This is a genomic window from Flavobacterium sp. TMP13, assembly GCF_050847115.1.
Classification (GTDB): Bacteria; Bacteroidota; Bacteroidia; order Flavobacteriales; family Flavobacteriaceae; genus Flavobacterium.
On record NZ_CP193656.1, the window covers coordinates 3,046,228 to 3,066,375 of the forward strand.

The 20,148-nt window shown below is 33.4% G+C and carries 15 protein-coding genes; 8 read left to right on the forward strand and 7 right to left on the reverse strand.

What is annotated here, in order from left to right; genetic code table 11:
* Positions 1 to 75 precede the first annotated feature (75 nt).
* Complete coding sequence (locus tag ACRASX_RS13205; protein WP_432221557.1) at positions 76 to 1,413, forward strand: DEAD/DEAH box helicase; 1,338 nt, start codon at positions 76 to 78, stop codon at positions 1,411 to 1,413.
* Between the two features lie 152 nt (positions 1,414 to 1,565).
* The gene (locus tag ACRASX_RS13210; RefSeq protein ID WP_066309212.1) at positions 1,566 to 2,834 is read left to right on the forward strand and encodes an NAD(P)/FAD-dependent oxidoreductase; all 1,269 of its coding nucleotides are present in this window, start codon (positions 1,566 to 1,568) and stop codon (positions 2,832 to 2,834) included.
* 77 nt (positions 2,835 to 2,911) lie between these two features.
* On the opposite strand, the gene ACRASX_RS13215 is transcribed toward ACRASX_RS13210, so the two are convergent.
* Positions 2,912 to 4,105, reverse strand: a complete 1,194-nt coding sequence (locus ACRASX_RS13215) for a multidrug effflux MFS transporter (RefSeq protein ID WP_066309207.1) — start codon at positions 4,103 to 4,105, stop codon at positions 2,912 to 2,914.
* Positions 4,106 to 4,230: 125 nt separating this feature from the next.
* Between ACRASX_RS13215 and ACRASX_RS13220 the strand changes: the two genes are divergently transcribed.
* From ACRASX_RS13220 to ACRASX_RS13230, 3 genes are all read left to right on the forward strand, one after another.
* The gene (locus tag ACRASX_RS13220) at positions 4,231 to 4,635 is read left to right on the forward strand and encodes a hypothetical protein (protein ID WP_432221558.1); all 405 of its coding nucleotides are present in this window, start codon (positions 4,231 to 4,233) and stop codon (positions 4,633 to 4,635) included.
* Positions 4,636 to 5,013: 378 nt separating this feature from the next.
* Positions 5,014 to 6,930 (forward strand): DUF294 nucleotidyltransferase-like domain-containing protein, encoded by a 1,917-nt coding sequence (locus ACRASX_RS13225; protein ID WP_432221559.1) that lies wholly within the window; start codon positions 5,014 to 5,016, stop codon positions 6,928 to 6,930.
* A 1-nt stretch (position 6,931) separates the two neighbouring features.
* On the forward strand, positions 6,932 to 7,528 hold the full coding sequence (locus tag ACRASX_RS13230; protein WP_066309201.1) for a 3'-5' exonuclease: 597 nt from the start codon (positions 6,932 to 6,934) through the stop codon (positions 7,526 to 7,528).
* A gap of 81 nt (positions 7,529 to 7,609) precedes the next feature.
* Here the strand turns inward: ACRASX_RS13230 and ACRASX_RS13235 are convergent, their stop codons facing one another.
* Positions 7,610 to 8,485, reverse strand: coding sequence for a hypothetical protein (locus ACRASX_RS13235; RefSeq protein WP_432221560.1), 876 nt, complete (start codon positions 8,483 to 8,485; stop codon positions 7,610 to 7,612).
* A gap of 94 nt (positions 8,486 to 8,579) precedes the next feature.
* On the opposite strand from ACRASX_RS13235, the gene ACRASX_RS13240 reads away from it, so the two are divergent.
* Positions 8,580 to 9,611, forward strand: a complete 1,032-nt coding sequence (locus ACRASX_RS13240) for a formimidoylglutamase (RefSeq protein WP_066309197.1) — start codon at positions 8,580 to 8,582, stop codon at positions 9,609 to 9,611.
* Positions 9,612 to 9,705: 94 nt separating this feature from the next.
* The gene (locus ACRASX_RS13245) at positions 9,706 to 10,953 is read left to right on the forward strand and encodes a DEAD/DEAH box helicase (protein WP_432221561.1); all 1,248 of its coding nucleotides are present in this window, start codon (positions 9,706 to 9,708) and stop codon (positions 10,951 to 10,953) included.
* Positions 10,954 to 11,275: 322 nt separating this feature from the next.
* On the opposite strand, the gene rpsA is transcribed toward ACRASX_RS13245, so the two are convergent.
* From rpsA to lon, 5 genes are all read right to left on the reverse strand, one after another.
* Positions 11,276 to 13,054 (reverse strand): 30S ribosomal protein S1, encoded by a 1,779-nt coding sequence (gene rpsA, locus ACRASX_RS13250; protein WP_066309190.1) that lies wholly within the window; start codon positions 13,052 to 13,054, stop codon positions 11,276 to 11,278.
* Positions 13,055 to 13,454: 400 nt separating this feature from the next.
* The gene (locus ACRASX_RS13255; protein ID WP_432221562.1) at positions 13,455 to 14,831 is read right to left on the reverse strand and encodes a nucleoside permease; all 1,377 of its coding nucleotides are present in this window, start codon (positions 14,829 to 14,831) and stop codon (positions 13,455 to 13,457) included.
* A gap of 68 nt (positions 14,832 to 14,899) precedes the next feature.
* The gene (gene cmk, locus ACRASX_RS13260; RefSeq protein WP_066309183.1) at positions 14,900 to 15,592 is read right to left on the reverse strand and encodes a (d)CMP kinase; all 693 of its coding nucleotides are present in this window, start codon (positions 15,590 to 15,592) and stop codon (positions 14,900 to 14,902) included.
* Between the two features lie 26 nt (positions 15,593 to 15,618).
* Positions 15,619 to 16,638, reverse strand: coding sequence for a type IX secretion system protein PorQ (gene porQ / locus ACRASX_RS13265; protein WP_432221563.1), 1,020 nt, complete (start codon positions 16,636 to 16,638; stop codon positions 15,619 to 15,621).
* A gap of 151 nt (positions 16,639 to 16,789) precedes the next feature.
* A complete protein-coding gene (lon, locus tag ACRASX_RS13270) occupies positions 16,790 to 19,243 on the reverse strand; it encodes an endopeptidase La (RefSeq protein WP_432221564.1) in 2,454 nt (817 codons plus the stop codon).
* Between the two features lie 315 nt (positions 19,244 to 19,558).
* On the opposite strand from lon, the gene ACRASX_RS13275 reads away from it, so the two are divergent.
* Positions 19,559 to 20,137, forward strand: coding sequence for an RNA polymerase sigma factor (locus ACRASX_RS13275; protein ID WP_432221565.1), 579 nt, complete (start codon positions 19,559 to 19,561; stop codon positions 20,135 to 20,137).
* Positions 20,138 to 20,148: the final 11 nt, after the last annotated feature.

Genomic DNA, 20,148 nt, shown 5'->3' on the forward strand with positions numbered 1-20,148 from the left:
AGTGCGCAGCAAACTTGTGGGATTTTAAGTTTTACAGCGTACCTTTACACTCGAATAAATTCAAAAAAACAAACAATGTCAGAAGATTTTAAAAAATTAGGAATTACAGCACCGATTCTCAAAGCCTTAACCGAATTGGACATTGTTTCTCCAACCGAAATTCAGCAGCAGATAATTCCGTTACTTCTTAAAAATGAAACCGATGTTGTTGGTTTAGCTAAAACAGGAACAGGAAAAACAGCCGCTTTCGCACTGCCCTTGTTGCAACTTGTAAGCACAGAGCAAGAACAGGTTCAGGCTGTTATATTAGTGCCAACGAGAGAATTAGGACAACAGATTTTTGCTAATTTAGAATCTTTTTCGAAATACCAAACTAAAATTTCTATTGCAGCAATCTGTGGTGGAACACCTATAAAACCTCAAATCGAATTGCTCAAAGCACCTACACATATTGTAGTGGCTACTCCAGGCCGTTTAATTGATTTATTGCAGCGCAAAGCAATTGATTTATCACAAACACAATTTTTAGTTTTAGATGAAGCCGACGAAATGGTTTCGATCCTAAAAGAAAGCTTAGACGAGATTATCGCCGAATTGCCTAAAACGCATCGCACTTATTTGTTTTCGGCAACACTGCCAGGAACAATCAAACAATTAATTCAGAACTACTTGCATAAAAACGTGATTCAGATCGCTTCTAATATGGAAACGGTTGGTAATCAAGAAATTGAACACCAATATATTGTAGTTGATCCAATTGAGAAGCTCGATGTTTTGATGCATTTTTTAAATTCGAGAGAAGGCGAGAGGGGAATCATCTTTTGTAAAACAAAAGCAGCCGTTAATAAGTTAGCTAAAAATTTAGCAATAAACCGTTTTTCTTCTGGTGCCTTGCACGGTAGTTTGTCGCAAGGAATTAGAGATCGAATTATGGATCAATTTAGAGAAAGTCACATCAATTTGTTAGTTGCAACTGACCTTGCTGCTCGTGGTATTGATGTTTCTGGACTTTCTTTCGTAGTCAATTACCATCTTCCCGACACATACGAAAACTATGTACATAGAAGTGGTAGAACGGCTAGAGCAGGAGCAAGCGGATTAGCCTTGACTGTTTTACAGCCAGAAGAAGTACCCGAGATTGCTGAGTTTGAGAAAGAGTTGGGCATTAGTTTTTCTGAATTCAAAAAACCTTCAGCGATTAGCTTAGAAGAAAACAACACACTTTTGTGGGCAAAACAAATCTTCAAAACAAAACCAAATCACGAAATTGCTGCAGATCTTAAAAATAAAGTAAAAACTGTTTTTCATCATTTAACCAAAGAAGAATTGATAGAAAAAGTGCTGGCTAATTATGTTCTTCAAAACAAAACAGAGGTGGCAGAAAAGCCAATTAAAAAACTTAAAAAGAAATAGTAAATTTCTATATTGACAATATAATTTGTAAATTTATAATTCATACGAATCAAACATCCAACTTAGAACTAATTCTTATTATGTGCTAAGTTGGATGTTTATATAGGCGCATTACGTTTGATTCGCATAACATAAATTAATATAAAACTTATATGAAAATAGTTATCATAGGAGGAGGATTTGCTGGAATAAATCTAGCGAAAGAACTGCTCAATCAAAAAGATATAGAAGTTATACTGGTAGATAAAAACAATTATAACTTCTTTCCGCCGCTAATTTATCAGGTAGGAACTGCGTTTCTAGAACCTTCAAGTATTAGTTATCCTTTTAGAAAATTTTTTGCAGGAAAGAAAAACTTACAATTTCGATTAGGCGAATTAGTAGAAGTTGTTCCTGCCGAAAATAAAATTATTCTCAACAATGGTGAGTTAAATTATGATAAATTGGTTTTTGCAACTGGAGCAGAAACAAATTATTTCGGAATGGAAAACGTAAAAAAGAACGCTATCCCAATGAAAACGTTGAGCGATGCAATTGTGATGCGTAATACCTTGCTGAAAAATCTGGAAAAAGCTGCTATTTGCAAAGACATTCGTAAAAGAAGAGAATATTTGACAATTGTTGTGGCCGGTGGTGGACCAACAGGAGTTGAAGTTTCTGGAATGTTTGCCGAAATGCGTAAAAGTATTCTAATTAAAGAATATCCAGAATTAGCCACTAGTGCTAGTAATATATATTTGGTAGATGGTGGCGATGCCTTATTATCGCCAATGAGCAAAGCCTCACAAGAAGATACTCTAGAAGCCTTGCAGAAAATGGGAGTTATTGTGAAATTGAATGCACGAGTAACTGATTATATTGACAATACCGTCCATTTTGCTGATGGCGAAACAATTGTAACCAAAAATTTAATATGGGCAGCGGGAGTTTCTGCTAAAGTTTTTGCTGGAATTCCAACCGAAAGTTATGGTCGTGGCCGACGATTAGCAACCGATGCCTATAGTAAGGTTAACGGAATGGAAAATGTTTATGCGATTGGAGATACCGCTATTTTAGAAGGTGATCCAAAATTTCCTGGGGGACATCCGCAAGTTGCTCAAGTCGCGATTCAGCAAGCTTTAAATTTAGCAAAAAACTTTAAAGCAGCTAAACAAAACAAAGAATTACGTCCTTTTGAATATAAAGACAAAGGATCGATGGCTATTATTGGTAAAAACAAAGCTGTAGTTGATTTACCTAAACCAGAATGGCACTTTAAAGGCTTTTTTGCTTGGTTCATCTGGCTATTTGTGCATTTATTCTCTTTGATTACCTATAGAAATCGGTTCCAGACTTTTTACAATTGGACCGTCGCTTATTTTGCTAAAGATCAATCACTTCGAATGATTATTCGTCCAGACAAAAAAAATAATATAACCTAACTTGGTTTAGCATAGCTCAAAACAAAAAAAGCTGATTCTGTTAGGAATCAGCTTTTTTGTTTAAAGTTAAAATCTAATTAGTGAATCTCTATTATATTTTTTCTGCCAATATTTAAAATAAGAAAAGCTAGTAACGTGCTAACAACCATGATTGCAACCATTGGAACAATTGAATTGATCACAAATAGGCCAACAAAAAAAGAGGCTAAAGCTCCTAAGCCTAACTGAATTGCTCCCATTAAAGCTGAGGCACTTCCTGCATTTTTGGTAAATGGAGCCATAGTTAAACCTGCAGTATTGGGATTTGAAATTCCCAAACATGCCAAAAATAGAAATAACATACCTATTGTCTCATACATTCCTAACCAACCATTTAAGGCCACTATCAAAAACACAATACTTACAATTGATTGACAGAATAATGCACCAAAAATCAATTGTTGACTCGAATATTTTCGTAATAATAATGAGTTTAGTTGACTAGAGCCAATGAAACTTAAAGACATGAAGGCAAAGATCCATCCGTACACTTTTGGACCAACTTCAAAAATTTTCATAAAAACAATAGGAGAGGCGGCAACATATGTAAACAGTCCAGAAAAAGCCATAGCACCCGTCAAAGCATAGGTGTAAAATTGAGGTTCTTGAAGTACTTCTTTGAAATTACGAAGAATTGGTTTTGGTTTTAGCGACATTGTAGTGTCTGGAACCGAAGTATTGGGTAAACCAAATTGAGCGGCAAGTAAAATTACAATTCCCATGCACATCAAAATGAAGAATACAGTATGCCAGCCGTAATCAGCAGTGATATATCCACCTATAGTTGGCGCCAGCATTGGCGATAAACCAACTACCAACATCAACATAGAAAATACTTTTGGTATGTCCTTCACAGGAAATAAATCGCGAACCATAGCTACAGATGCAACTGTAGCAGCACAACTACCAATGGCTTGTATAAATCGTAATCCTATAAAAGTATCAATGTTGGTAACGTAAACACAGCCTAACGAAGCTAAAATATAAACCATTAAGCCAATGAACAGTGGCTTTTTTCGCCCGAAGCGATCTAGTAAAGGGCCATATAATAATTGCCCTGCAGAGATACCGATAAAATAACTAGATAAACTCATGGCCACTTTGGCAACAGTTGTATTCAGATCAGTCGCTATTCCTTCGAAACCGGGTAAATACATGTCGATAGAAAACGGACCCAAAGCCGTTAATGAACCCAAAATAAGAATAAGCTTATAATATTTGCTTTTTGTCATTGTAAAATAATGTAATTAATGCGACGCAAAGGTAAATATTTACTACCTTAGAGTATTAGCATTTGATTTTTAAAATAATACAATAACTGTATTTAACACAATCAACATTAATAAAATTAGAAATTATGAAAAAAATTATAGTATTACTCTTAATTACGTCATTTACGTATGCCCAGAAAATTCAGAACAAGATAGAAAATGTGAGTCCACAGCAAGCGGATTTTATACAAAAAGTAAATTCATTTTATCCAGACATCACAGTAAGCAATTCAGTAACTAATTATTATGCAGATGGCAGTGTTATTGATTCAAAGCAAGAGTTTGATTTGAGAGGTACGAAATTTTCAAGCTATAAACTCGGTATTGAACCTGGAAGTAAAAAAATGCTTTATGAATATGAGACTGCTGATGCAGGTAAAGTTTGGGGAGATATCAGAATCTTTAATGGTAAATATGTTCGAACTCAATTTTCTGAAAAAACAGATAAAGTAGAACTACTTATAGACGGGAAAGCTGTTTATATGAACTAACAATATAAGCTTTTACTTAAAAACACCTTTTAAAAAGGTGTTTTTTCGTTTATATAAGATTGAAGTGCTAGAATTTATTAACATATAATTTGAACTATAATTTATATTATGTAAAATAGGATTTATTGTAATTGTCTTATTCTATTAAAAATAGTAATTATCTTTATTGAGATACACTAACAAAACTTATTCTAATTCTGCTGTTATGTCATGGATAATGATTGCTTTTATACAACAGAGTAAGACCAGATATTTTAAAAATTACTTTATGTTCTACAGCTATCTTAAAAAAAAAAGTTATTCTACTTATCCACCTAGTTTCTAAGCCTTTTATTTGTTATTTTTACATTCAAAATTTTTATATTCCCGCGACTACAGATGAATACAATTGCAGAGCACATTGCTGACTTTTTAAAGGAACACGCACCATTCGATAATTTGACTTTTCAAGAATTGTCACAGATTGCTTTAAGCATTCGCGTGATGAATTTAGAAAAGAATGCTATGTTATTTAAAAACAATGATGAACTGCATGATTGTTTTTATGTGGTAGCTAGTGGTACCATTAATTTATCGGTCATTGCAGATGCTGAAGAGACATTATTAAATAAGTGTCATGTGGGAGATATTTTTGGTTTACGTCCGTTTTTTGCCAAAAACAATTACACAATGACTGCAAAAGCTCGTGAAGAATCTATTCTGTACGCGATTCCAATTGCGGTTTTTAGGCCGTTTGTTGCTAATAATTCTGACGTATTAAACTTTCTTTTAGAAAATTTCGCAGCCAATACCCGCCATACTAGAGACAATAACTACAAAAATAAAACGACACCAGATAATGCATTCTATACTGATCCTCAGTCAGAAATGCAGTACATACAAAATTTAACGTACAACACAGCGCCAATAACGGCAGCAAGTACGATCTCGGTAAAAGATGCTGCTTTCTTAATGGTTGAATCTATTGTGAATAATGTGTTGTTGTGCGATGATGCTGGTTTTCCGATCGGTATTGTTACGGAAGCCGATATGGCTACCAAAATAGCAACGGGTCGCATTCCTATAACTGCAGCTGTTACAAACATTATGTCTTCGCCGGTTGTAACAGTTATTGAAAATGTTTCGTTAGCAGAAGCACAATTGCTAATGATAAAACATGATGTAACGCATTTGTGTGTAACTAAAGATGGTACAAATAAATCGGTTGTGAAAGGTGTTATTTCAGAACATGATTTAATTGCGGCTCAAGCGAGTAATCCTGGAGTTTTAATTAAAGAAATAAAACGTTCTCAAGTTGCTAAAGATTTAAAACAAATAAGAGATCGATTATCTGATTTAATTCAGAATTCGATTCAAAAGAATATTCCACTTTCGCACATAACTAATATTGCAAACGAAATTAATTTAGCAATAATCAGACGTGCGGTCGAATTGTCAATTTTAGATTTAGGCTCCCCTCCTGCCCGTTTTGCGTGGCTGAGTATTGGAAGTCAAGGACGAAAAGAACAATTATTATTGACCGATCAAGATAGCATACTTATATTTGAAGATGTTGCTGCAGATAAGTACAGAGATGTTAAAGATTACTTTTTAAACCTTGCTAAAAAAACCACAGGGATTTTAGAAAAAGTGGGGTACGAATATTGTCCTAATGGTCATATGGGGAGTAATATGCTATGGTGTAAGTCATTGACAGACTGGACAAAACAATACAACAGTTGGATGAATACTCCAGGTGAAAGTAGTAATGATTTAAGTAGTATTTTCTTTGATTATCAAATTGTTTTTGGAGAACCTAAAATACAAGAAGCACTAGAAAATATTATATATAAAAATGCTTTAAACAATACTTTGTTTTTTGATTTCTTAGGGAATGATGCGTTGAAGAAAAACTCTCCATTGAGCTTTTTTAAGAAATTTATTTTAGAAGAAGAAGGAGAAAATAAAGAGAAATTTGATATTAAAACTAGAGCGCTAATGCCGTTAATCGATGGTGCCCGTCTCTTAATTTTGAGTAATGAAATTAAAGGAATAAACAATACGTATTTGAGATTTAAACAATTGGCAATAACAGATATAAAAAATGCCGATATTTATTTAAATTGTGCAGAAGCTTTCCTAACCCTTTCGAAATATCGAACTTTGGAAGGCATTAAAAATGATGATTCTGGTCAGTTCATTAATATCCAAGAATTATCAAAAATAGACCGAGAAAAACTAAAAAATGCACTCGCTCCCATGCGCGAATTAGAAGAATTAATTAAAAGTAAATTTCAATTGACTCAATTTTCATAATATGTTTGATTGGCTTAAAAATATCAATAAAGAACATCCTGAATTCTGGAAAGAGTACATGTCTAAATTCGAAAATAAATCGGATCGATTTGTTGTGATTTCTACCGAAACTTCTGGCTTAAGTCCGACAAGAGACGTAATTCTCTCTTTAGGCTCTTTTGCCATAGTTAACAATGCTATTATGATTAATGACAGTTTTGAAGCTGTTATTTTACAATATAAATATTTGCATGATAATGGGCTTTCGAATGAGTTTATTGTAGAAAGCAAAATGAAAAAACTGGCAGAGGCCGAAGCGATTCAATTATTGATCGATTATATTGGTAATGGAGTTTTAGTGGGCCATCATGTTAATTTTGATGTGGAAATGATCAATGCTGCATTAGAAAGACAGGAATGCGGTAAACTTAAGAATGAAGCTTTAGATATTGATGTAATGTATCGAAAGTTGAATGACATCAATGACAAACAGTTTTCTTTAAATGAACTGTGCGAAATTTATAAAATTCCTAAAAGCGATCGAAACTCTTCCTCTGAAGATGCTTATAAAATAGCTTTACTTTTCTTAAAGTTAAAATCAAGACTGAATATTCAATAGATAGGGAATTTATAGTAAAAAAAAAAATGAGGCCTTGAAGCCTCATTTTTTAATAGTAATTAGTTTAAAACTAATTCTGAATTATCTCAATGTAAAACTGGTTTTAGAAACTAACTGATCGTTATCAAAAATATTGATAAAGTACGATCCTTTTGCAAAGTCTTTTCCAGGTAGATCTTCAGATACATTTACTGTTTTGTTCTCATATTTTACTTTTGTAGTAAAGCTATAAGTCAAGGTATTTTCTCCAAAAGTTTCTGTTTTTTTGTCTCCTAAAACATTATTTTTGCTGTCGATTACTTGTACGTAATATGTCTTGTCTCCTGATTTTGCTACTTGATTTTCGGCAATTGTAAAGCTTACTTTTAATACGTTTGCTCTACTTGCTTTGTCAGTTTCGATTTGTTTACCAGAACTTCTCATTTTATAAGCAGAAGTTTTAGTGTTTAAAATTGTAAGTTTTGAAGCTTTTTCAACTGTTTTTGATAACTCTTCATTTTGACCAACTAATACTTCATTGTATTTTTTTGATTCGCCTAAAACAGTTACGGTACTATCACGCTGCACAGTTAAGACTCCGTTTTGTTTTTTTAACTCGTCATTTTCTGCAATTAAAGTATTCATTTTAGATTGAAGAGAACTTGCTTGTTTACGGTATTTTGACACATCTCCTTTTGATCTATTCAATTCGTCCATCAAATTTACAACTTTGTCTCTCTCTTGAATTAATTCATCAGACATTGAAGTATTTTCTGCAATTGCTGCATCGTACGTTGTTTTTAATTCTTGCAAATCCTTCATAACAGATTCTTTCTCTGTCATACTTGAAGTTAGTTCTGTTTTAACAACTTCTGTATCAGAGGTCATTTTAAAAATGTAAACTAAAGCGCCTACTAATAATACGGCTAAAACAGCAATAATCGCTTTTAGACTTGAATTTTTTTGTTGATTTTCCATACTGAAATATAATTTTTTAACAAATTTAATAATTAATATGAGGTAATAACGTAAGTTAACACATTTATAGTATTTTTGACTAATACTTTTTTACATGGAAAAACTTATACCTTTTACAATCAGTGATTTAGCTAAAATAACCGACCACAGAAGCGGTGAGATAAAGTTTGGCGAAAAGATGTTAACCGTTCCTAGAGGTGCTGATTTGCTTGATTTTCTTACAAATTGTGAGGCGCAATATATACTTTTTGGTATTCCCGAAGATATTGGTGTTCGCGCAAATTTCGGTCGACCAGGAGCGGCATCAGCTTGGGAAAGTGCCGTAAAAAGTATTGCTAATATTCAGCACAATCGTTTTTGCAAAGGAAATCAAATTGCTGTTTTGGGGCAACTGAACGTCAAAGAAGAAATGCTGGAAGTTCAAAATCTAGATTTCAAAGACATTGATGACCGTTTGAAATTAAGTCAATTGGTCGCAAAAATCGATAAAGACGTTTCTAATATTGTTTTTAATATTGTTAAAGCAGGTAAAACACCAATTGTAATTGGCGGTGGACACAACAATTCGTACGGAAACATAAAGGGATGTGCTTTAGCAAAAGGAAAACCTATTAATGCAATTAATTTTGATGCTCACTCTGATTTCAGAATACTGGAGGGACGTCACAGTGGCAATGGTTTCTCTTATGCATATGAAGAAGGCTTTCTTAAAAAATACTTTATTTTCGGTCTGCACGAAAACTATACTTCTAAAAGCGTGCTTGATATTATAAAAAAGAAAGAAGATCGGGTTCGATTTAATACCTACGACGCTATAAAAATTAGAAAAGAAAAAGAATTTGAAAGTGAGATGCAACACGCACTTGACTTTGTTAAAACAGATGCTTTTGGAATTGAAGTTGATTTAGATGCGCTTCCTAACATCGCCAGTAGTGCCATGACTTTGAGCGGATTTTCTATCGAAGAATTGCGTCAATTTATTTCGTACTTTGGAAAACATAAAAATGCTACCTATTTGCATATTTGCGAAGGAGCACCAGATTTAGGGGAAGAAAAAAACAACCATTTGATAGGAAAGCTTATTGGTTATCTCGTTACTGATTTTATTAAAACAACACACCTATAAACATATAATTGATTGCAACTGCATAAAAAATAATAACACTATCTTTGCAGCCGTACTTCTCGATTTGAATTAGAAGTATTTTAATTAGAAATATATGTTATTCGAAGATTTATCATTATCAAAAAGTATACAGAAGGCCGTTTTTGAAGAAGGCTATTTAAACCCTACTCCTATTCAAGAACAATCAATTCCGATTGTTTTGTCGGGCCGAGATTTAATTGGTTGCGCACAAACAGGAACAGGAAAAACTGCTGCATTTGCTATTCCTATTATTCACCAATTGCATAGAATTGTTGGTTCTACTAAAAAACCAAAAGTAATTCGTGCGCTAATTGTAACTCCAACACGTGAGCTGGCCGTTCAAATTGGACAAAATTTTGACACCTACGGCAAGTATACCAATTTAACCCAATTAACCATTTTTGGAGGTGTATCTCAAAATCCGCAAGTAGATACTTTAAAGAAAGGTGTTGATGTTTTAGTGGCCACACCTGGTCGGTTATTAGATTTACACAAACAAGGTTTTATTGATTTGGATCATCTACATACGTTAGTTTTAGATGAAGCTGATCAAATGCTGGACATGGGTTTTATTAATGACGTTAAAAAAATCGTCAAATTAACGCCTAAAAATAGACAAACCTTATTGTTCTCTGCAACTATGCCTGTTGCTATTCGCGAATTAGCCGAGATGTTCTTACAAGATCCTGCAACAGTTACAGTTTCTCCCGTTTCCTCTACAGCAGAGAATGTAGAGCAACGCGTTTATTTTGTTGAAAAAGGTGAAAAAAGAAACTTACTATATCATTTAATAAAAAATGAAAATTTATCGAATATTTTAGTTTTTTCAAGAACTAAACATGGTGCAGATAATGTCGTCAAAGCGCTTCGCAAAAAAGATATCGCTGCTGAAGCGATTCACGGAGATAAATCTCAAAATGCAAGACAACGTGTTCTAGAAGCGTTTAAAAATAAAGAAGTGGGTGTTTTGGTTGCAACTGATATTGCGGCACGTGGTATTGACATTGATCAATTACCATTTGTGATCAATTTTGACTTGCCTAATATTCCAGAAACGTATGTACACCGAATTGGTCGTACTGGTCGTGCTGGAAATGGTGGAATTGCGATTTCATTTTGTGGCAAAGACGAGCACCAATATTGGAAAGACATTCAAAAGTTAATAAAAGTGGATGTTCAGACCATAAACGATCATCCTTTTCCGTGGCATTCTGGTAGTCCAGAGGAAGCACCAAAAGCGGCCAACTCAAATAGAAGCGATGGCGCTCACAAATCTAGAAAGTCAAGTGCTAGTAAACAAAATAAAAAACGTTGGTATTAACCAACGTTTTTTTTACGCTATAATTAAAAGAGTTGCGCTGCAAGTAAACTTTCTTGTTGTCATCATATCCTACAATTAAATCAAAAGCTTTTGGTGTCTCTATTATGGTTGAACCTAGCATTTTTAATTATTTGTTGTTTGTAGCCTAAGAATATGATTTTACAGACTTCACTCATTGTTTTACACTAAAGAATTCTTCTAAAAATATAGTCCATAGCCCAGATTCATCCTTCGATTTTCTTTTGCATCAAGTTTATTAAAAAAAGCACATAAAAAAAGCCTCGCAATTTGCGAGGCTTTATTATTTAGATAAACTGGAGAATTATTTTTTCTCAGTTTTTTCCATTTTAGCTTTCAATGCAGCTAATACATCATTGCTATCTCCTAAAGTCGCAGCTGGTGCGTTTGAAGATGAGTTAGATGAATTATTGTCAGATGCACTTTTCACATTTTTTTCTTCTTCTTCACGGAAGATAGCAGTGTGAGATGCAACTACTCTTTTGAATTCTTTATTGAATTCGATTACTTTGAAATCAGCAGCTTCACCTTTTTTCAATTTCTTTCCGTCTTCTTTTTCAAGGTGACGAGTAGGAATGAATGCAACGATATCATCACCGAATTCTACAGTAGCTCCTTTGTCAACAATTTCAGAAATTTCACCGTTGTGGATAGTTCCTACAGCGAAAGAATCTTCGTATTGATCCCAAGGATTAGGAGTAGTTTGTTTATGACCCAAAGATAATTTACGTCCGTCAACATCTAATTCTAATACAACTACATCTAATTTTTCACCAACATTTACAAATTCAGATGGGTGTTTGATTTTCTTAGTCCAAGAAAGGTCAGAAATGTAGATTAATCCATCAATTCCTTCTTCTAATTCTACGAAAATACCAAAGTTTGTAAAGTTTCTAACGATACCAGAATGTTTAGAACCTACTGGATATTTAGTTGTAATATCTGTCCATGGATCTTGAGATAATTGTTTGATACCTAATGACATCTTACGATCGTCTCTGTCTAATGTTAAAATTTGAGCTTCAACAATATCACCTACTTTTACGAAATCTTGAGCAGAACGTAAATGAGTTGACCATGACATTTCTGAAACGTGAATTAAACCTTCAACACCTTCAGCAACTTCGATAAATGCACCGTAATCAGCGATTACAACTACTTTACCTTTAACTTTATCTCCAACAGCTAAGTTAGCATCTAAAGCATCCCATGGGTGAGCGTTTAATTGTTTCAATCCTAATTGAATTCTTGTTTTTTCGTCATCGAAATCAAGAATTACAACGTTTAATTTTTGGTCTAATTCAAGAACTTCAGATGGGTGGTTAATTCTTGACCAAGAAAGGTCAGTAATGTGAATCAATCCATCAACACCACCTAAATCAATAAAGACACCATAAGAAGTAATGTTTTTAACAACACCTTCTAATACTTGTCCTTTTTGTAATTGACCAATGATTTCTTTTTTCTGTACTTCAATATCAGCTTCGATAAGCGCTTTGTGAGATACAACAACGTTTTTGAATTCGTGGTTAATTTTTACCACTTTAAATTCCATCATTTTGTTCACATAAACATCGTAGTCTCTAATTGGCTTAACGTCAATTTGAGAACCTGGTAAGAAAGCTTCAATACCGAAAACGTCAACGATCATACCACCTTTAGTTCTGCATTTTACAAAACCATTAACGATTTCTCCTGTTTCGTTTGCAGCAATAACTCTATCCCAAGACTTAATAGTACGTGCTTTTCTGTGAGATAATACTAATTGACCTGTTTTATCCTCACGGATGTCAATTAATACTTCAACAGTATCACCAACTTTTAAATTTGGGTTGTAACGGAATTCGTTTAGAGAAATAACACCTTCAGATTTAGCATTGATATCAACGATAACGTCTCTATCAGTAATTCTAATAACAGTACCATCTACTACTTCTTCTTGATCAGTAGCGATGAATGTTTTTGATACTAATTCTTCAAACTCTTTTAAGTTTTGTGCATCTACAGCATCAATTCCTTCTTCGAAATTGTGCCAGTTAAAATTTGCTAAAAACTCTTCTTGTGATTTTACTTGTTCAGACATGCTGATAAAAAATTTGTATTCTGTTTTCTCTCGTGTTTCTTAATGCGGCAGAAAAATACAGAAGTTGTTTACATAAATTGTTGATTCCTAATAGAAACGCTATCCGCTAAAAGGACTGCAAAAGTAATTCATTTTCATGAAACTACAAAACATTTACACAATGTTAATAGTCTGTAAATCAACAATTAATTACATTTTTATGTTTTATTGGTATAAGAAAGCTAATTAGGAGCAGTAGATCAGCGTTTTATCTTTTAATACCAGTTCGCTTTAAACTTTTTCTTTGAGCTACGTTTCAAGGATATTGGCTCTAACGGGACTAAAGACTAGTAATAATTTGTATTTACAAGCAAAAAAAAACCGACACATAAAGGATCGGTTTATAATTTATAGGTAGCAATCAGTGACTTAAATTTTCAATCTCTTTAGGGTCGTGTTCATGTTTAAATAAAATTGCAAACGCTATAGCAATAACCAAAGCGTAAGCTGCAAAAGACAACCAGATAGTATGCCAATCTTTCATTAAGATTTCTTTACTAAAAATACCGTCGGCAGAAATAGTATTTCCTTGACTTTTTATAAATGCTACCATTTTAGAATTGGTAGATTCCGTTTCTAAAAATCTTGCTAATTCAGTGGTATTCGAAAATGATTTTGTAAAAAAACGATCGATCGCCCAACCAGAAGTAAAACTTCCTAAAATTGCACCTACTCCATTGGTCATCATCATAAATAATCCTTGTGCAGACGAGCGAATTTTAGAGTCCGTGTTGGTTTCTACAAATAAAGAACCCGAAATATTAAAGAAATCAAATGCCATACCGTACACAATACACGATAAAACGATCATCCAAAGCCCACCAACGGGATCTCCGTATGCAAATAATCCAAAGCGCAAAACCCAAGCCAACATACTAATTAGCATAACATGTTTTATTCCGAATCGTTTTAAGAAAAATGGAATTGCCAATATAAACAAGGTTTCAGAAACTTGAGAAATTGACATTATGATAGTCGAATACTCAATTACAAAAGAATCAGCATATTTAGGAAAGTGCTTGAATTCATCTAAAAATACGTCACCATATGCATTTGTCAATTGTAAAGCACCTCCTAAAAACATTGAAAAAACAAAAAACAAAGCCATTTTGTAATTTCCAAACAATTTAAATGCTTCTAAACCTAAGGTTTCAGTTAGTGTTGCATTTTCTTTGGTTAATCGTTGTGGTTTACATTTGGGTAATGTAAAAGAGTAGATTCCTAAAATTAAAGCACCGATTCCAGCGATATAAAACTGAAATTCAGTTGACTTGCTTCCTGATAAATTGGTAATCCACATGGCTACAATAAACCCTATTGTTCCCCAAACTCGAATAGGTGGAAAATCTTTTACGACATCTTTATTACTTAATTTTAAAGAAGTGTAGGAAATTGAATTACTTAATGCAATAGTTGGCATGTAAAAACACATGGCCAATAACATAATATAAATGAAGTTTTCGGGCGTGGTTACCGTCGGAATGTAAAATAAAACCCCTGCGTACAAGATGTGCAATACACCATATAATTTTTCGGCATTAACCCATCGGTCTGCTAAAATTCCTGTTAGCGTCGGCATGAATAAGGAAGCAATTCCCATGGTACTAAAAACCAATCCGAATTGTGTCCCATCCCAATTTTTTGTTCCAAACCAATAATTTGCAATTGTTATAAGCCAAGCTCCCCAAACAAAAAATTGCAGAAAACTCATTATGGTTAATCTATTTTTAATCCCCATCTGTTGAATTATTGATTTTGAAAAATAAGGTTGTAAAACTACTCTTTTATAAAATAGTTATAAAAATTTTAATCTGTTTTAACAGTATCTTTTATTATTTCTAAGACAGTTTGAAATTGTTCTTCTCTAGTAAGATACGAATTGTCAATTTCAATAGCATCATCTGCAATAATCAATGGCGAATCTTCGCGGTGTGTATCAATATGATCCCGTTCTACTACATTTTGTAACACTTCTTCATAAGAGACTTCATCTCCTTTTTGCATTAATTCATCGTAACGACGCTGTGCACGAGTATCAGCACTTGCGGTCATGAATATTTTCACTTCGGCATCCGGAAAAACGACTGTACCTATATCACGTCCGTCCATTACTATCGCTTTGCTTTTTCCCATTTCCTGCTGTTGCTCCACTAATTTTGCTCTAACTTCAGAAACTTCAGCGACTTTACTTACATAACTTGAAACTTCAATAGTACGAATTGCTGTTTCAACATTGATTCCGTTTAAATACATTTCGGCATAGCCTAAATCAGAATTAAACTGAAATTCTAATTTAATTTCTGGCAAACTATCAATTAGTAATTCTTTATCAAAATGAGTAGCGTTTATAAACTCCTTTTGCATAGCAAATAAAGCTACAGCGCGGTACATCGCGCCTGTATCAACATATACATAAGACAATTCTTTAGCGAGTTGTTTGGCTAAAGTACTTTTACCGGTAGACGAAAAACCGTCTATTGCAATGGTTATTTTTTTCAAAATGAAATGATTTATTTTTTATTTATTTATTGAAAATTCATAGTTAAACCAAACAAACTTGTGTTAGCTGCTAATGTATAGCGAGAATAAGAATAATTGAATTTTAGTTTGTTTAATTTTAGTCCAAAACCCAAAGAAACGCCAGAAAAATTACGTTGATCGACTATTTTTAACTCTTCTGACCTCCTAAAGTTATAGCCAACCCTTAAATTTATGGCTTTCTTAGGAAACAATTCTACACCTATAATGGTATGACGAATGACATTGCTTAAAAAGCCGACTTTTTCATCGGTTGAAGTTCCGTCCAAATTATTTACGGATCGATTGGGATTCGAAAAAGCAATGTTCCATTGTTGTAAGTTCTCGAAGGTTAAATGCCAACGAATAGGAACGTGTTCTAATTCTTGTGAAACTCCAGCAACAATTTCTAGTGGTAATTTTTCGTGAATTCCAGAATAGGTTTTAAATTGAGTTCCTAAATTACGTATGACTACTCCCCAATTGATATCGTTTTTTGTATCAATATAAATTAGTCCTAAATCTACCGCACCACCAATTGAGTTATAACTTTCTAATGTAGATGTAATTATTTTTGCACTTGCACCGAGGTATAAGTCTGTGTAAGGTAGGTTGTAAGCGTAACCTACCGAAAGCGCGGCTTCACTTCCTGTAAAATTTGCTGTGGCTTGGCCAGTTTCATCATAGCCTTCAAAATTACCATAATTAACGTAAGTCACACCAGCCTGAAAAGTTTGTAAATGACGGTCGTATGTGTACGCATAAGACGCAGTTCCGTACGTTACTTCTCCGTAATAATTACTATAATTAATCGCAAAATTATTATCCATTTCTGCGTTTAAAGTAGCGGGATTAAAGAGAACCTCATTGACATCATCATCATAAAGCGTAATGACTTTACCGCCCATTGCCGCTTGTCGCGGAGAAGTCATTAGGTTTAAAAACTGATAGGTATATTTCCCTCCTATTTGTCCGTAAGAAATCGAACAAAAAAGCAGTGTAAGAAACAATACCGTTTTTTTAACCATATTTTTTATGACTTTAAAAGCATTAAAATGCAGTTGCGAAGATAAAATTATTAAATGAAAAATGACTACAACCAAAACACAAATAAAAAACCAAATTCCGAACTAAATGAATCTTGAGCTCGGAATTTGGATTACAGAAAAGCAATTAATTTTACTTTAATTCTTTTGCATTTTTTACTTTTTGGTTGGTCAATGCCAAAGTCAGCACTTCACTCATTTCCTTCACATAATGAAATGTAAGGCCTTCTAAATATTCGGGTTTAATTTCATCAATATCACTTTTATTTTCATGACATAAAATTAACTCTTTGATGTTAGCACGTTTCGCAGCTAAGATTTTCTCCTTAATTCCGCCAACTGGTAAAACTTTCCCGCGTAGGGTAATTTCTCCTGTCATGGCAATGTGTTTCTTAACTTTAGTTTGCGTTAGCAGCGATACTAAGCATGTTAACATTGCAATACCTGCGCTTGGTCCATCTTTTGGCGTTGCTCCTTCTGGAACGTGAATATGAATGTTGTATTTTTGAAATAATTCAATATTCAAACCTAACGATTTCGCATTAGCTTTAATATATTCTAGTGCAATAGTAGCCGACTCTTTCATTACATTTCCAAGGTTTCCGGTCACGCTCAGTGTTCCTTTTCCTTCAGAAATTAAAGATTCAATAAACAAAATATCACCACCTACGCTTGTCCAAGCCAAACCGGTAACTACTCCCGCAACGTCATTGCTTTCGTATTTATCACGCTCTAATCTTGGTACGCCAAGGACTTTGATAATATCTTCGTCTGTAACTTTTTTATTGTATTCCTCCTCCATCGCTACCGACTTTGCAGCATTACGAATAACTTGAGCCAACTTATTTTCTAAATTACGAACTCCAGATTCACGTGTATATCCTTCGACAATTTTCTCCAATTGTTTTTTACCAATTGTCAAATCTTTATTTGTCAAACCATGAGCCGCTAAAACTTTAGGAAATAAATGTCTTTTAGCGATCTCAATCTTTTCTTCAATCGTGTAGCCCGACATTTTAATCACTTCCATTCTATCTTTCAATGCAGGCTGAATATTGGCCATATTGTTAGAAGTAGCAATAAACATCACCTTAGATAAATCGTATCCCATTTCAAGGAAATTATCATAAAAAGCATTGTTTTGTTCTGGATCCAAGACCTCCAGTAAAGCAGATGATGGATCACCATTATGACTGCTTGACAACTTATCAATTTCATCTAAAACAAAAACAGGATTCGATGTTCCTGCTTTTTTCAAGCTCTGAATAATTCTTCCTGGCATCGCTCCGATATAGGTTTTTCTATGTCCACGAATTTCGGCTTCATCACGCAAACCACCCAGTGAAATACGAACATATTCACGACCTAATGCTTCGGCAACTGAACGTCCTATTGACGTTTTACCAACTCCAGGAGGTCCTGTTAAACAAATAATTGGCGATTTCATGTCATTTCGCAATTTTAAAACTGCTAAATGCTCAATCATTCTTTTTTTAACTTCTTCTAATCCAAAATGATCTTTATCTAAAACCTTTTGGGCGTATTTCAAGTCAAATTTATCTTTAGAATATTCTCCCCACGGCAGTTCTAAAAATAATTCTAAATAATTGCGTTGAATTCCATAATCCGGAGATTGTGGGTTCATACGACGAATTTTAGACAATTCTTTTTCGAAGTGTTTTTCCGTTTTTTCGTCCCATTTTTTAGATTTAGCCTTGATTCCCATTTCATCAATTTCCTCTTCTTGCGAAACGCCACCCAATTCTTCTTGAATGGTTTTCATTTGCTGATGTAAGAAGTACTCTCTTTGCTGTTGGTCTAAATCAAAACGGACTTTAGATTGAATATCATTTTTAAGTTCCAGTTTCTGCAACTCAATATTCATGTAACGCAAAGTTTCAAAAGCTCTTTCTTTCAAGTCATTTATAGACAATAAACCTTGCTTGTCTTTTACAGACAGATTCATGTTAGAAGAAATGAAATTGATTAAAAACGATTTGCTTTCAATATTTTTTATAGCAAAAGTTGCCTCAGAAGGAATACTCGGACTTTCTTTTATAATTTGAATGGCCAGCTCTTTAACTGATTCTAAAACAGCAGTAAATTCAGTATCTGTTTCTTCCGGACGTGTTTCAACCACATTTTTCACATTTGCAGTGATGTACGGTTCTTCCGTAAGAACTTCCGAAATTTCAAAACGTTTTTTTCCTTGCAGAATCACTGTGATGTTTCCGTCAGGCATTTTTAGAACGCGTAAAATACGAGCTACAGTTCCAACTTTATGGATATCATTTTTGGTTGGATCCTCGACATCTTCATCAATTTGTGAAACCACACCGATAATTTTATCACCGGCATTAGCATCATTAATTAATTGAATTGATTTGTCTCTTCCAGCAGAAATCGGAATTACAACACCAGGAAAAAGAACCGTATTGCGCAAAGGCAAAATAGGCAAAGTAACCGGTAATTCTTCGTTGTTCATTTCCTCCTCGTCTTCTGGAGTTAATAACGGTATTAATTCGGCTTCAGAATCAAATTCCTGAAGTGACAGATTGTCAATGGTAAGTATTTTATGATTTGACATAGTATAATAAAGGTCGTTTTGTCATTAAAAGTTATAAAAGCAAGTGATAAAAGATAAGATTTAATCGTGCTTTACTGAAAACACGAACTTAAGCTAATTTTTTTATACAGCCTTTAAAAGAGACAATCATTATGCCAAAAGAGTCGATTTAATTTTATAGTTAGGAATGAAAATAGTACCAAATGAGTATTTAAATTTTATACTTTGCAGTTAAAAAAGAACTACTGAATTTTAAATTGATAATTAAAAAAATATTTTCAGTAATACTGTAACATTAAAAAAAAATAACGGTCTATATAATAAACCAATCATCGTTTGAGCATAAACAGTCAAAATATTGAAGATTTAATCATTCTTTGTAAACAGAAAAATCAAAAGGCACAATTTGAAGTGTATAATCGATATTCTAAAGCAATGTATAATGTTGCATATCGCATTGTAAAAGATGAACATTTTGCACAGGATGTAATGCAAGAAGCTTTTTTAAAGGCATTTACCAAAATTGATACATTTAAAGAGGAGGTAACTTTTGGAGCTTGGTTAAAGAAAATTGTAATTAATTATAGTATCGATTTTTACAAGAAAAACAATCGTTTTCAATTAGCAGATTTAGGCACCACAGTTCAAAAGGTTGAAGATGACGCATCATTCTTCATTGACAACTTAGATCTAGACAGCTTGAAAATAAGTAATGTTTTTGATAGTATTTTAAATTTAAAGGACAATTATAGAATGGTTTTGACTTTGTTTTATATAGAAGGTTATGATCATGAAGAAATTAGCGAGATTCTTAAAATTACCAATGCAAACTGTCGAACGACCTTAAATAGAGCTAAAAATACTTTGCGGAAAAAATTAGAGGAATTAGATAGAATAACTAAACCTTGTTTTTAAAGAAGAAAATA

Coding starts and splice junctions, on each gene's coding strand:
- ACRASX_RS13215 (WP_066309207.1), bottom strand. CDS start 4,105: ATGACAAAAAGCAAATATTATAAGCTTATTCTTATTTTGGGTTCATTA.
- ACRASX_RS13255 (WP_432221562.1), bottom strand. CDS start 14,831: ATGGGGATTAAAAATAGATTAACCATAATGAGTTTTCTGCAATTTTTT.
- rpsA (WP_066309190.1), bottom strand. CDS start 13,054: ATGTCTGAACAAGTAAAATCACAAGAAGAGTTTTTAGCAAATTTTAAC.
- ACRASX_RS13220 (WP_432221558.1), top strand. CDS start 4,231: ATGAAAAAAATTATAGTATTACTCTTAATTACGTCATTTACGTATGCC.
- ACRASX_RS13205 (WP_432221557.1), top strand. CDS start 76: ATGTCAGAAGATTTTAAAAAATTAGGAATTACAGCACCGATTCTCAAA.
- lon (WP_432221564.1), bottom strand. CDS start 19,243: ATGTCAAATCATAAAATACTTACCATTGACAATCTGTCACTTCAGGAA.
- porQ (WP_432221563.1), bottom strand. CDS start 16,638: ATGGTTAAAAAAACGGTATTGTTTCTTACACTGCTTTTTTGTTCGATT.
- ACRASX_RS13230 (WP_066309201.1), top strand. CDS start 6,932: ATGTTTGATTGGCTTAAAAATATCAATAAAGAACATCCTGAATTCTGG.
- ACRASX_RS13235 (WP_432221560.1), bottom strand. CDS start 8,485: ATGGAAAATCAACAAAAAAATTCAAGTCTAAAAGCGATTATTGCTGTT.
- ACRASX_RS13245 (WP_432221561.1), top strand. CDS start 9,706: ATGTTATTCGAAGATTTATCATTATCAAAAAGTATACAGAAGGCCGTT.
- ACRASX_RS13240 (WP_066309197.1), top strand. CDS start 8,580: ATGGAAAAACTTATACCTTTTACAATCAGTGATTTAGCTAAAATAACC.
- ACRASX_RS13210 (WP_066309212.1), top strand. CDS start 1,566: ATGAAAATAGTTATCATAGGAGGAGGATTTGCTGGAATAAATCTAGCG.
- ACRASX_RS13225 (WP_432221559.1), top strand. CDS start 5,014: ATGAATACAATTGCAGAGCACATTGCTGACTTTTTAAAGGAACACGCA.